Origin of the sequence: Stutzerimonas stutzeri, from assembly GCF_000952685.1 — a bacterium.
Classification (GTDB): domain Bacteria; phylum Pseudomonadota; class Gammaproteobacteria; order Pseudomonadales; family Pseudomonadaceae; genus Stutzerimonas; species Stutzerimonas stutzeri_E.
Window position 1 is genome coordinate 69,919 of sequence record NZ_JYHV01000018.1, and the last position, 12,655, is coordinate 82,573.

General features: G+C 60.8%; 12 protein-coding genes. 3 read left to right on the forward strand and 9 right to left on the reverse strand.

Annotated elements, in window-relative coordinates; genetic code table 11:
- Nucleotides 1–73: 73 nt before the first annotated feature.
- On the forward strand, nt 74–238 hold the full coding sequence (locus UF78_RS22995; RefSeq protein ID WP_196298658.1) for a hypothetical protein: 165 nt from the start codon (nt 74–76) through the stop codon (nt 236–238).
- 4 nt (nt 239–242) lie between these two features.
- Here the strand turns inward: UF78_RS22995 and fdhE are convergent, their stop codons facing one another.
- The 8 genes from fdhE to UF78_RS11175 all read right to left on the reverse strand — a co-directional run bounded on the left by fdhE (nt 243) and on the right by UF78_RS11175 (nt 9,971).
- A complete protein-coding gene (fdhE, locus tag UF78_RS11135; protein WP_045162289.1) occupies nt 243–1,184 on the reverse strand; it encodes a formate dehydrogenase accessory protein FdhE in 942 nt (313 codons plus the stop codon).
- Complete coding sequence (locus UF78_RS11140; RefSeq protein ID WP_045162290.1) at nt 1,181–1,870, reverse strand: formate dehydrogenase subunit gamma; 690 nt, start codon at nt 1,868–1,870, stop codon at nt 1,181–1,183. The genes fdhE and UF78_RS11140 overlap by 4 nt, the downstream gene beginning before the upstream one ends.
- A complete protein-coding gene (fdxH, locus tag UF78_RS11145; RefSeq protein ID WP_045162291.1) occupies nt 1,867–2,802 on the reverse strand; it encodes a formate dehydrogenase subunit beta in 936 nt (311 codons plus the stop codon). The genes UF78_RS11140 and fdxH overlap by 4 nt, the downstream gene beginning before the upstream one ends.
- Nucleotides 2,802–5,876, reverse strand: a complete 3,075-nt coding sequence (gene fdnG / locus UF78_RS11150; protein WP_155397633.1) for a formate dehydrogenase-N subunit alpha — start codon at nt 5,874–5,876, stop codon at nt 2,802–2,804. The genes fdxH and fdnG overlap by 1 nt, the downstream gene beginning before the upstream one ends.
- Before the next feature lie 163 nt (nt 5,877–6,039).
- Complete coding sequence (gene ligD / locus UF78_RS11160; protein WP_052679317.1) at nt 6,040–6,957, reverse strand: non-homologous end-joining DNA ligase; 918 nt, start codon at nt 6,955–6,957, stop codon at nt 6,040–6,042.
- A gap of 15 nt (nt 6,958–6,972) precedes the next feature.
- Nucleotides 6,973–7,971, reverse strand: a complete 999-nt coding sequence (locus tag UF78_RS11165) for a Ku protein (protein ID WP_045162294.1) — start codon at nt 7,969–7,971, stop codon at nt 6,973–6,975.
- 24 nt (nt 7,972–7,995) lie between these two features.
- A complete protein-coding gene (locus UF78_RS11170) occupies nt 7,996–8,853 on the reverse strand; it encodes an SDR family oxidoreductase (protein ID WP_045162295.1) in 858 nt (285 codons plus the stop codon).
- Nucleotides 8,854–8,954: 101 nt separating this feature from the next.
- Entirely contained in the window at nt 8,955–9,971 is a 1,017-nt protein-coding gene (locus UF78_RS11175) for a zinc-dependent alcohol dehydrogenase family protein (protein WP_045162296.1), read from the reverse strand.
- Nucleotides 9,972–10,235: 264 nt separating this feature from the next.
- Between UF78_RS11175 and UF78_RS11180 the strand changes: the two genes are divergently transcribed.
- Nucleotides 10,236–11,153, forward strand: a complete 918-nt coding sequence (locus UF78_RS11180; RefSeq protein WP_045162297.1) for a LysR family transcriptional regulator — start codon at nt 10,236–10,238, stop codon at nt 11,151–11,153.
- 109 nt (nt 11,154–11,262) lie between these two features.
- Here the strand turns inward: UF78_RS11180 and UF78_RS22880 are convergent, their stop codons facing one another.
- A complete protein-coding gene (locus UF78_RS22880; RefSeq protein ID WP_155397630.1) occupies nt 11,263–11,415 on the reverse strand; it encodes a hypothetical protein in 153 nt (50 codons plus the stop codon).
- Between UF78_RS22880 and mexE the strand changes: the two genes are divergently transcribed.
- Nucleotides 11,414–12,643: a multidrug efflux RND transporter periplasmic adaptor subunit MexE gene (gene mexE, locus UF78_RS11185; RefSeq protein ID WP_045162298.1), complete on the forward strand. Its 1,230-nt coding sequence runs from the start codon at nt 11,414–11,416 to the stop codon at nt 12,641–12,643. The two genes, UF78_RS22880 and mexE, sit on opposite strands and share 2 nt — an antisense overlap.
- Nucleotides 12,644–12,655 lie beyond the last annotated feature (12 nt).

Consider the following 12,655-nt stretch of genomic DNA (forward strand, 5'->3'; position numbering starts at 1 on the left):
GCCGCCGTTGTTCTGGCGTCCGCTCGCCCTTGGTTGATTGGCGATTAAACATTCCGACTGATGGGAGGCCGTCATGACTCCGCATGCCCGCCCCGATGTGCCCCAACCCGACCCTGTCGTGCACGACAAACCGGGGGATTTGCCGCAGGTGCCCTGTCCTGACGATATCGACGACTACAAACCCGGCACGCCATTCGGTGGGCAGGCTGTGGCTGACGAAGAGCCAGAACCCACTTGAGCGGCTACGCGCCCATGACCAACAGCGGGTTGTAGCCGCTGCGCGCGTACTCGTCCTGCTCGGCCAGCAGCATGTCCAATGCCAAACTGGCAAGATCATCGGCGACCGGGTCGGCGCGTCCATGCAGCTCGCGCTGCATGATTTTCAGATAGCTATGGCACTCGTTGCAGGCCTCCGCCTGGACCGGCAGGAAAGGCTTGCCCTGCTCATCGTCGAGGGTCAGATAGAGCAGCTTGCCGCCGGTATCGCATGCGCCGCAGGTAATGCGTTCCAGATGCCATTCGGTCGCACACAACGCGCAGTGTAGGTAGCGCACACCACTGCGATGGCGCTCGTTGTGTACTACGCTGGCAACAGGTGCAGCGCCGCAACACGGGCATAGCGCCTTCGCCTCGCCCGTCGGGCGCGCCGGCACACCGGTCATTCCAATGGCCAGACGCACCCAGGCGACCTGTAACGCCGCAGCCACAAATGGCAGCAAGGCACGGGTCGTCTCGTTGCCGGGGCGCATCTCGAACACATCGTCAGCCAATGCATCGAGCTGCTCGGGGAACATCTCGCGCAATCGAGCGAGCAATGGCCGCTGGCGCTCCCCTACGTGCAATTCCACCGCATCGAGAATGGCAAGCAAGTCCTGCTGCCAGAGTACATCGCGTCGCAATGCCTGAAAGCCCAGGGGCGGCATGCGGTGTTTCAGCGCCTGGTCGAACGCGTCCGCCGCTGGACGCCAGGCCGGCTCTCGTTCGTTCAGGACTTGGTGCTGGGCCTGTACCAGGCGCGCCATGAACGCGAGAAACTCGTCGAGCGGCGGCACCTGCAGAACCAGTTCCCTCAATCGGGTCGCCCGTTTGCTGAAGACCTTGGCATCCGGCAACACCACATGGGGGGCCTCCATGATCCCGGAAGGTGCACTTCCATAAGCGTGGTTCACTGCAGCTCCTTTCATCGGCGGCGGTCCTGTACTTCGCTGGTGGGCGACGCGCTTTGCGAATCGGTTTTACGGTTGCGCATGACGTCCTCGTACCACAGCCCGTGATGATGTCGCGCCCAGGCATGGCTAACGCGCCCCTGCGTCATGGCACGCACCGACCCTTTGACCCAGATGGCCGCATAGATATGAATGATCAAGGTGATGATCGCGATGAAAGCCGCAATTGCATGGATCATCACCGCCCAGCGCAACGCCCAGACCGGCATGCCGTCGGCGATCCAGGGGCGCCAAAGCACGATGCCGGTAATCAGCAGCACCGGCACGGTGGCCAGGAAGAGCCAATACACCAGCTTTTGTCCGGCGTTGTTCTTGCCCACCGGAGGGAGGCGCTCGTCACGGTTGCTGAGCACATCGCTGATCTGCCGCATCCATTGGACATCATGGCGTCTAATCAGGTTGTCGCCGAAAAAACGCACGGCCTGAATGACGAAGAACAGCGACATGAACACACCGATATAGGGGTGCACGATTCGCGTCGGCTCCGGGCCACCGAACAGTGCGGTAAGGCCGAAGAAAGCCGGATAAAACAACGCCAGCCCGCTCAATGTGAGCAGCACGAAGCTGATCGAGATGAGCCAGTGATTGACCCGTGTCCACCAGCCGTACCGCAGGATGCCGTGGTTGATATTGGAATGGCTCATAGCTGGTCCTCCCCACGCCGATCGAGCGCGCGATCTTCCGCTGCCAACTCAGGATCCGGATCGTCTTCGGGCTCTTCCTTCGGCCCCTTCATCACGTAGTGGAAAAACCCGGCCAGTACCGATACACCCAGCGCCACGGACATGATCGGCTTGGTCACGCCCTTCCACAGCTCCACCGTCGGGCTGATGTGCGGATCCTTCGGCAGGCCGCTGTAGAGCTCAGGCCTGTCAGCATGTTGCAACACATAGACGACGTGGGTGCCGCCCACACCGGGCGGATCGTAGATGCCGGCATTGTCGTAGCCGCGCCCCTTGAGATGCGCGACCCGGTGCGAACCGTAATCGAGCATGTCCTCCTTGGTGCCGAACATGATGGCCGAGGTCGGGCAGCTCTTCACGCAAGCCGGCTCGAGCCCATTGAACACCCGGTCCGAGCACAGCGTGCATTTGTAGGCCTTGTTGTCTTTCTTCGAGATTCGAGGAATGTCGAAAGGACACCCGGCTACGCAGTAGCCGCAGCCGATACAGTGCTCGGAATTGAAATCGACGATGCCATTGGCGTACTGCACGATCGCACCGGGCGACGGACAGGCCTTGAGGCAGCCCGGCTCGGCGCAATGCATGCAGTTATCCTTGCGAATCAGCCACTCGAGATTGCCCTGCTCATCCTCGTACTCGCTGAAACGCATGACCTCGAACGACTCCGGCGACAGGTCCTGCGGGTTGTTGTAGGTGCCGTCGCATTCGCCAACCTCATCACGCAGGTCGTTCCATTCGGAGCAGGCAACCTGGCATGCCTTGCAGCCGATACACACCGATACATCGATCAGCTTGGTGACGGCATCTACGCCCCCGTGCCGCACCTGCGGCGAGGGCGTGGTGGTCGCTGAGCGGGCGATGATGTTCTGCATATTGATCTGGTCACCGCGCATCAGACAGCCCCTCCAATCTTCTCCACGTTCACCAGAAACGACTTGAACTCTGGTGTCTGCGTGTTTCCGTCACCCACGAAGGGGGTGAGGGTGTTGGTCAGATGTGCCTTCTTGGCCACACCCTTGAAGCCCCAATGGATGGGAATGCCGATCTGGTGCACCGTCCGGCCATCGATCTGCAGCGGAATTAGCCGCTTGGTCACCACCGCGACCGCTGTAATGAAGCCCCGCTTGGACGTCACCCTTACCCGATCGCCTGCAGCTATGCCCAACTCCTCGGCAAGTACGGTACTGATCTCGACGAATTTCTCCGGCTGGGCGATGGCGTTGAGCCGGGCATGTGTCGTCCAGTAGTGGAAATGCTCAGTGAGGCGATAGGTCGTCGCCGCATAAGGGAAATCCTTGTTGGAGCCGAACGAGTCGCGATCCTGCTCGAACACACGGGCGATCGGATTGTGCAGCGCTAATGGATTGTTCGGACTCAGCGGGTTCCGGTCGATCGGGGTTTCCATGGGCTCGTAATGTTCCGGGAACGGTCCTTCGTTCAACCACTGCGAGGCGAAAAGCTGCCCGCATCCGGTCTGCGTGACGATGAACGGACCGACGCCCTGGGAAGGTGGCGAAGTCAGCGGGAAGTCCGGGACGTCCGCGCCCGTCCAGCGCTCGCCGTTCCACCAGATGAATGCCTTGTTGGGTGCCCACGGTGTGCCGTCGGGCCGCGCCGAAGCACGGTTGTAGAGCAGCCGGCGGTTCATCGGCCAGGACCAGGCCCACTCCAGCGTATTGCCGGTGTTATAGGGATCGGAGTTGTCGCGCCGGGCCATCATGTTGCCTTCTTCGGTCCAGGCGCCTGAGTAGATCCAGCACCCGCAAGCGGTCGAACCGTCGGCGCGAAGCTCGCTGAAGTCGTTGAGCAGTTCACCCTTGCGACGAACGACGTTACCGGCATCGTCGGTCAGGTCGACCAGCGCGCGGCCGTTGTACTCTTGCGCCAGTTCCGCCGCTTTGGGGAATTTCGGATCCTTGTAATTCCAGGTGAGATTCAGAATCGGATCCGGGAAAGCGCCGCCCTCCTCCTGATACAGATGCTTCAGACGCAACATGACCTCGCCAAGAATCTCGGAATCGGTCATCGACTCGCCAGGGCCAGGTGCTGCCTTCTCGTGCCATTGCAGCCAGCGCGAGCTGTTGGTGATGGAGCCGTCGTCCTCGGCGAAGCACGTGGTGGGCAGGCGGAAAACCTCGGTGCCGATCTTCGAGGGATCGACATCATGGTATTCGCCGAAGTTCTTCCAGAACTCGCCTGTCTCCACCTTCAGCGGATCCATGAGTACCAGGTACTTGAGCTTCGACAGGCCATCCATGACCTTGGCCTTGTTCGGGAACGCGGCCAGGATGTTGAAGCCTTGGCAGAAGGCGCCGGTCATCTTGCCCAGGGTCATGTCGTTGATGGCGTAGAGCACGTCATAGATCGGCACGGACAGCTTCGGCAACCAGTCGTAGCACCAGTCGTTTTCAGCGGTGGCGACATCGCCGTACCAATCCTTCATCAGGCTGACGAAGAAGCGCTCATAGAATTTCCAGTACGACACCTCACCTTCGACCAGCGGCTGTTTGATCCGCGTCTTCATGTAGTCGGCGTAACTTTGCAGATTCACCGATGGCAGGTTCAGGTAGCCCGGCAGCAGATTGGATAGCAGGCCGATGTCCGTCAGGCCCTGAATGTTGGAATGCCCACGCAATGCGTTCACGCCGCCGCCCGGCATGCCCATGTTGCCGAGCAGCAGTTGCACCATGGCACCACAGCGGATCATCTGCGAGCCGATGGTGTGCTGCGTCCATCCGAGCGCGTAGAGGATGGTCATGGTCTTGTCCGGCGCCGAGGTCTGCGCCATCAAATCCCAGATTTCCATCACTTTGTCCCGCGGCATGCCGCAGATATTCTCGACCTGCTCGACGGTGTAACGGCTGTAATGCTGGCGCATAAGCTGGAACACGCAGCGCGGGTGCTCGAGCGTTGGGTCGGAGCGAGCGAAGCCCCGCTCGTCCAGCTCGAAATTCCAGGTCTCGCGGTTGTAGGTCCGGTCTTCGGAGTTGTAGCCGGTGAACAGCCCTTCCTCGAAGCCGAAGCCTTCTTTGACGATCAGGCGAGCATCGGTGTACTCGCGGACGTACTCGTGAGCGTAGCGGTCGGATTCGATCAGGTAGTTGATGAAACCGCCGAGGAACACGATGTCCGTACCGGTCCGGAGCCAGGCGTGATAATCGGCAACCGCTGTGGTTCGGTTGTAGCGAGGGTCGATGGAAATCAGGATCGCGTTGCTGCGCTCCTTGGCATGCATGACCCAACGGAAGCCCACCGGATGCGCTTCGGCCGAATTGCCGCCCATCGACAGGATGACGTTAGCGTTGGCAATGTCGACCCAGTGGTTCGTCATGGCACCGCGACCAAATGTTGGGGCAAGACCTGCCACCGTTGGTCCGTGTCAAACGCGCGCCTGGTTGTCGATCTGAAGGATGCCAAGTGCCCGTGTGATCTTCTGCGTGAGATAGGCCGTCTCGTTGGTGCAGGCTGACGCCGCCACCATCGAGGTGGTCAACCAGCGATTGACCAGCCGCCCCTGTTCGTCATGCGTTTCGAAATTCTTGTCGCGATCGTCCTTCATGTGACGCGCGATGCGTGTGAAGGCTTCATCCCAGCTGATGCGCTTCCATTCGTTGGTGAACGGCTCGCGTACTTCCGGGTATTTGACCCGGGACTCGCTCTTGATGAAGTCCAGCACACCCGCTCCACGTGGACAGAGCGAGCCGCGGCTGACCGGGTGATCCGGATCGCCTTCGACGTGATAGATATCGTCGATGACATTGGCGGCACCATCGCCGCGGGAGTAGAGCAACATGCCGCAACCTACCGAGCAGTAGGTACAAATGTTGCGGGCTATCTTTGCGCCGGTCAGTTTGAACTGACGAATCGACGCGACGGCTTCATCAGGCGCAAATCCCATCATGGCCATGCTCGATGCGCCTACACCTGCCGCACCGAACTTGAGGAACTGTCGCCGGGATACTCGCACGGTCATCGGTATCTCCTGTTACTCGTTATGTTCTCCCCATCTGAATCATCGACTGCAGGCGCTCTGGGATGGTTCCTGCAGGGCGATCGATGAGTCGGCGCCTGTTCGCTGCGCTCGTTCAAGGCTAGCTGGAGATTCGGCGATGGAAAGGTCACCTGTCGAGTCAGGCGTCAAGCCCCTTCAACAGGCGCGCCGAAATGCCCTGGCGCGTCGATGCGTAGTCGGACCAGGGATCCTCTCGCATCTGCTCCAGGCGCTCGTGCAGGTTGTGAATGGTCCACTGATCCGCCCCGGCGATCTGCTCCAGCTCATCGCGCCTGATAGGTACGGAAACCGGCAATCCCGGTCTCGCACGAGCCGAGTAAGCCGCCACGGTGCTGGCGCCCCTCTGATTGCGCAGGTAATCGACGAAGATCTTTCCGACGCGATTCTTCGGCCCCATCTTTTCCACGATCTTTTCGGGCGCCTGTGTGGCGAGGCGCGCCGTCACGCCGCGCGCGAATTCGTTGATGCAGTCCCAGCCCTGGCGACGGTCGATCGGCACCACCACGTGCATGCCACGCCCGCCACTGGTTTTGAGAAACGCCTTGAGGCCCAGGCCGGCAAGCAGCTCCAGGGTCATCGACGTCGCTTCGATCATGCTCGACCATGGCAATGCGGGATCCGGATCGAGGTCGAAAACGATCCGATCCGGGCGATCGATACGGTCGCTGCGGGCATTCCATGTATGAAATTCGACGGTGCCCATCTGCACCGCCTCGACGACAGCGGTGATGTTGTCCGCCTGGATCAGACGCGCATGTTCAGGGTCCAGTGATTTGTCCAGGACGCGCATGTGCGGCATTTTCAAACGCCCGCAATGGCGCTGGAAAAAATTCTCACCATCCACCCCATCCGGAGCACGGACGATGGACAACGGCCGGTTGCGCAGATGCGGCGTCAGCCAGTCGCCGACGGCCAGATAATACTCAGCCAGTTGCAGCTTGGTGCCGCCGCTGCGTGCGTCGATGACCCGTTGCGGATTGCTGATACCAATGCCACCCACGTCAGGGCGGCCGCTCTTGCCGGATGCTGCGGACATGGCTACCTCATGAGGTCAGCTGGCCTTCTTGCTGCTGGATTTGCTAGCCGTGCTCTTGCGTGCAGCCGGCGCCTTGCTGCCGGATTTGCTTGCGGTCGACTTGCTCGCCGTCTTGCCCTTGCCGGAGGCACTTTTGCTCGGTGTGCGTTTAGCCGGTGCGGCCTGTTCTTCGTCGGCTTCCTCCTCGTTTTCGACCTCATCCGCAGGCGCGGCTTTTTTGGCGGTCTTGCCCGCCAGGCTGCGCTTGAGCAACTCGGTAAGGTCAATGACATCGGCGCTGCGACGGTCGACGGCTTCTTCCGGCCCGCCGACAGCCTCGATCTTGCCTTCGCGGGCCTTGGTTTCCACCAGATCCATGATCTGGTCCTGGAAGGTGTCCTTGTACTGCTCGGGATTCCATTCTTCGCTCATGTCCTCCACCAGGCGCTTGGCCATCTCCAGCTCGCGAGGATTCAAATCGGTGTTTAGCGCCTCGTCCTTCATCTCGAGGTATTCCACGCCGCGGACCTCATCGGCCCAGCGCAGCGTATTCATCACCAGAGCCTTGCCCAGCGGCATGACCACTGCCAGGTGCTGCTTGTTACGCAGCACAACGTTGGCGATACCGACTTTGCCGGTCTGGATCAGCGTTTCGCGCAACAGCGCATAGACCTTCTCGCCCCGTCGATCGGGCGTGAGGTAGTACGGCGTATCGATGTAGAGAAAGGATATGTCCTTGGCATCGACGAAGGCGACGATGTCCACCGTCTGCGTGGCTTTCGGATGGGCTGCCTTGATCTCTTCGTCGCTGATCACGACGTAATTGCCCTTCTCGTATTCCACGCCCTTGACGATATTCTCACTGTCGATGTCTTCGCCTGTGGTCTTGTTGATGCGCTTGTAACCGACCCGATCCATGCTGCGTTTATCCAGCCAGTCGAAGTCGATTCCCTGGCGCGTGGTGGCCGGCACCAACGCGACAGGGATATGCACCAGACCGAAACTGACCGCGCCCTTCCAGATCGTGCGAGGCATAGCCTTTCTCCTGTTTGCTGTTGGTCAGCCGTTCACCACCGTCCCGCCGTTCACATGGATCACCTGACCACTGACGTAGGAGGCGTCGCTGCTTGCGAGATAGACATAGGCCGGTGCGACTTCGTCCGGCTGGCCAGGGCGCTTGAGCGGTACGTTGGCACCGAATTCGGCAACCTTGTCCGCATCGAAAGTGGATGGAATCAGCGGCGTCCAGATTGGCCCCGGCGCAACTGAGTTCACCCGTATGCCACGTTCGGCCAGGCTCATCGACAGCGCCCGGGTAAATGCCACGATGGCGCCCTTGGTCGAGCTGTAGTCGATCAGCATCGGGTTGCCCTTGTAAGCCGTCACCGAACTGGTATTGATGATCGAGGCGCCTTCCTTCAGATGAGGCAACGCGGCCTGAGTCATCTGGAACATGCCGAACACATTGGTGCGGAAGGTTTTCTCCCACTGCTCCTGGCTGATGTCCTCGAAAGACTTTTGCGGATGCTGTTCCGCGGCGTTGTTGACCAGGATGTCGAGCTTGCCGAACTTGGACAGCGTCTCGTCGACGACCTTGCGGCACACGTCGCGATCGGCCACATCGCCGGCGAAGGTCAGACATTGGCGGCCATGACTTTCAACGACGCGACGGGTTTCGTTCGCATCCTGATCCTGATCGAGATAAAGAATCGCCACGTCGGCCCCTTCCCGGGCAAAAAGCACCGCGACCGAGCGGCCGATGCCGCTGTCGCCGCCAGTGAGAATGGCGACTTTGCCTTGTAGCTTTCCGGCAGCTTTGTAGTCTTCGCCACGGAACTCAGGTCGCGGATTCATCAAGCCCTCTTTGCCGGGCTCGGGTTGTTCCTGAGGGGGTAGGGTCTGGTTTTCGTCGGCCATGCAAAAATCCTCCGTCAAGGTGAATAACCTGTCTTCGGAGGACTTGAGCCGCGTGGGAAAAGTTTCTGTGAAGCGATGAGAGGGCCGCGGTATGGCCCTGCTCAGTCGACGCGAAGCGCGACTCGACCGCGCGGTATGCCACTTTCAACGTACCGATGCGCTTCGACCACGTCATCGAAACCAAACACCTTATCGACCTGAGGTGTAATCAACCGATCGACCGTGAGCTGGTTGATATGCAACAGCGCGCGCTCGACCGCTTCGCGATTCTGCTTGATGCCCAACTCCGGCTGCCCGGTGAAGTCGCATAGGCAGTGAAGAAAGAACTTGAAGTTCTTCTTGAAGGCCGCACACGCCGGAAATGCCGTTTCGTTGCCGCCGTTGAGCCCGTAGAGGATAAGTTTGCCACGCGGCGCGATAACGTCACCCAGAAGCTTCATCTGCGAGCCGCCACATGCATCGAGCACCACCTCGACGCCGGCACCGCCGGTAATCTTCTGCAGTCGTCCGACCAGATCCTCCTCTTCGGTCACGATCACCGTTTCGGCGCCCAGTTCGCGCAGGAAATCGCGGTCCTCGGCCGTCTCGCACGTGGCGATCACTCTTGCACCCAGCGCCTTCGCCACCTGGACTGCGGTCGGGCCGGTGCAATGGCGCGCCTGGGTCACCAGGACATATTGGTCGGGCTCGAGCTGCGCCAGTTCGACCAGCGCGAAATAAGACACCAGCGCCGGCGTGTAGTGAATGGAGGCTTCGATCGGTCCGAGCATGTCGGGGTAGTGAACGAGCGAGGTGTGCGGCAGCAGTGCATGCTCGCCGTACAGGGGATACTGGTTCAGGTCATGGGCGGGGAAGCTCGCCACCTGGTCGCCGATGGCGAAACCGTTCACCTCGTCGCCCACCGCCAGCACTTCGCCGGCGATCTCACTACCAAGCCCGGACGGTAGTCGCGCATGGCGCGGCGCAAGATCCTGCCGCCAGAGCACGTCGTTCCAGCTGATGCCGATAGCACGAACGCCGATCAGAACTTCGCCGGGACCTGGCCGTGGAACGTCCTGCTGCTCATAGCACAGGACCTCGGCCGGGCCGAACTGGTGGAAACGAATGATACGGGACATTGAAAGACCCCTCGGTTTACTACTGTGTTAGTGACTCTATCTGCACCTTCGGCACAACTCCAGCCGTGATTCCCGCATTCCGCTCGATAGTTGCCATGCGCAGGAATGATGGTGTTATGTATGTAAAGCCGCATCACAACCTGCAGGTTTGTGTAATTGCAAAGCGGAAATGGACATGCCGACGTCACGCCGATCTGTCTAGAATGCAGTCGCAACCTGAAGTCAGTCGCGCCCTTCGTCTGACCCCCGCTTGAAGTGAAAGGCATGAATCGCAACGACCTTCGCCGTGTGGATCTGAACCTGCTCATTGTCTTCGAAACGCTGATGCACGAGCGCAGTGTGACGCGAGCGGCCGAAAAGCTGTTTCTCGGTCAGCCGGCGATCAGTGCCGCACTGGCGCGGCTGCGCACCTTGTTCGACGATCCGTTGTTCGTGCGTACGGGTCGCAGCATGGAACCGACCGCTCGAGCCCAGGAAATCGCCAGCCTGCTCTCCCCCGCGCTGGACTCGATCTCCACCGCGGTCAGCCGTGCTTCGAGCTTCGACCCGGCCACCAGCGAGCTGGTGTTTCGGATCGGCCTGACCGACGAAGTCGAATTCGCTTTGCTGCCACAACTGCTCCGGCGCATCCGTGCCGAAGCGCCGGGCGTGGTGCTGGTGATACGGCGCGCCAACTACCTGTTGATGCCGGGCCTGCTGGCGTCCGGCGAGATATCGGTCGGCGTCTGCTATACCCAGGAGCTGCCAGCCAACGCCAAGCGCAAGATATTGCGCAGGCCGAAACCGATGCTGCTGCGTGCCGACAGCATTCCGGGCCGCATGACCATGGAAGACTACTGTTCGCGTCCGCATGCCATGGTCTCGTTCGCCGGCGACCTGAACGGTTATATCGACGAGGAGCTGGCGCTGCACGGCTGCAAGCGCAAGGTGGTGCTGGCCGTACCGCAGTTCAACGGATTGGCAAGCCTGCTGGCAGGAACAGACCTGGTCGCAACCTTGCCGGACTATGCCGCATCTGCCCTCGCCGCCAATGGTGGTGTGCGCGCCGAGCCGCTGCCATTCGAGACCAGTCAGGACTTCGAACTGTCCATGGCCTGGCGTGGCGCGCAGGACAACGATCCCGCTGAACGCTGGCTGCGCTCGCGTATTCAGATGTTCGTCGGCGACCCGGACAGTCTCTGAAGCTCCAAATCGCGAAGAGTTTCACCGACCCTACCGGACCGTAATCCACCAACCGTGAGTCCACACCGCCCCGATCCTCATCGAGGTTCGGATGCGCTGGCGACACCACCTAATAGGTACCGGCGCCTCGTCCGCCATCGATGAAGCCATCGGCAACATCATCCTGGATGATATTCATATTCGCCTTGTTCGATTTCTGCATCGCAAGGCCAGCCGGCACACTCCCGCCATCGATAAAAACCCGAGTTGCGGAGTCAAGCATGGAACGTTCACTCAAAGCCTTGCGTTACCCACTGGTTGCGGTTGCCGCTGTCCTCGTTGGCGCATGCGGCCAAGCGCCAGAGGCCACCGAAGCGGCAATGCCGGCGCCACAGGTCAGCGTGGCTGAAGTCATCGAACAGCAAGTCACCGAATGGGACGAGCTCACCGGCCGCCTGGAGGCTCCGGAGTCGGTGGAGATTCGCCCGCGAGTGTCCGGCTTCATCGACAAGGTTGCCTTCGAGGAAGGCGCACTGGTCAAGAAAGGCGATCTGTTGTTCCAAATCGACCCGAGGCCGTTCGAGGCGCAGGTGAAGCGCCTGCAAGCCGAGCTGCAGCAGGCCCGTGCTACTCAGCAGCGCACCGCCAGCGAAGCTCAGCGTGGTGAGCGTTTGCGCGCCAACAACGCTATCTCCGCCGAGCTCGCCGATGCCCGCGTCAGCGCCGCCAGCGAAGCGAAATCCGCCGTTGCTGCCATCCAGGCGCAACTGGAAGCCGCCAAACTGGATCTGAGCTTCACCCGTGTGACGGCACCGATCGATGGCCGTGCCGGGCGTGCCCTGATCACCGCCGGGAACCTGGTCAATGCCGGCGAGGCCTTGCTGACGACACTGGTTTCCACCGACAAGGTCTACGCCTACTTCGAGGCCGACGAGCGCACCTACCTGAAATACCGCGAGTTGGCACGCGAAGGCGCGCGGGGGGAAGAAACGCCCGTTTACCTCGGTCTTTCCAGCGAGGACGGTCATCCGCATCTGGGTCATATGGACTTCATCGACAACCAGGTCGATCCACGTACCGGCACCATTCGCGGCCGCGCCGTGTTCGACAACCGTGACGGGCGCTTCACCCCGGGGCTTTACGCGCGTCTGAAGCTGGTTGGTAGCGCCACCTACGAGGCGGTGTTGATCAAGGACGTCGCGGTGGGAACCGATCTCGGCAAGAAGTTCGTGCTGGTTCTGGGCGATGACGGCAAGGTGAGTTATCGCTCCGTTGAGCTGGGGCCGAAGCTCGAAGGTCTGCGCATCGTGCGCAACGGCTTGCATGAAGGCGAGACCATTGTCGTCAACGGCCTGCAGCGTGTGCGTCCGGGCAGCCCAGTACAGCCGCAGAACGTACCGATGGCTGATGCCGACACCCTCGCTGCGCTACGTGAGCAAAACCGTGCCATCACGGCAGCGTTCAAGACCGAAGTCGTCGAGCACAACGTGGCGCGCCGTCCAAGCAGCTGAGGCATCCGTTAA

Bases quoted from the DNA above. Each gene is read 5' to 3' on its own strand.
- UF78_RS22995 (WP_196298658.1), top strand. From the start codon at position 74: ATGACTCCGCATGCCCGCCCCGATGTGCCCCAACCCGACCCTGTCGTG.
- fdhE (WP_045162289.1), bottom strand. From the start codon at position 1,184: ATGAAAGGAGCTGCAGTGAACCACGCTTATGGAAGTGCACCTTCCGGG.
- UF78_RS11140 (WP_045162290.1), bottom strand. From the start codon at position 1,870: ATGAGCCATTCCAATATCAACCACGGCATCCTGCGGTACGGCTGGTGG.
- fdxH (WP_045162291.1), bottom strand. From the start codon at position 2,802: ATGCGCGGTGACCAGATCAATATGCAGAACATCATCGCCCGCTCAGCG.
- ligD (WP_052679317.1), bottom strand. From the start codon at position 6,957: ATGTCCGCAGCATCCGGCAAGAGCGGCCGCCCTGACGTGGGTGGCATT.
- UF78_RS11165 (WP_045162294.1), bottom strand. From the start codon at position 7,971: ATGCCTCGCACGATCTGGAAGGGCGCGGTCAGTTTCGGTCTGGTGCAT.
- UF78_RS11170 (WP_045162295.1), bottom strand. From the start codon at position 8,853: ATGGCCGACGAAAACCAGACCCTACCCCCTCAGGAACAACCCGAGCCC.
- UF78_RS11175 (WP_045162296.1), bottom strand. From the start codon at position 9,971: ATGTCCCGTATCATTCGTTTCCACCAGTTCGGCCCGGCCGAGGTCCTG.
- UF78_RS11180 (WP_045162297.1), top strand. From the start codon at position 10,236: ATGAATCGCAACGACCTTCGCCGTGTGGATCTGAACCTGCTCATTGTC.
- mexE (WP_045162298.1), top strand. From the start codon at position 11,414: ATGGAACGTTCACTCAAAGCCTTGCGTTACCCACTGGTTGCGGTTGCC.
- UF78_RS22880 (WP_155397630.1), bottom strand. From the start codon at position 11,415: ATGCTTGACTCCGCAACTCGGGTTTTTATCGATGGCGGGAGTGTGCCG.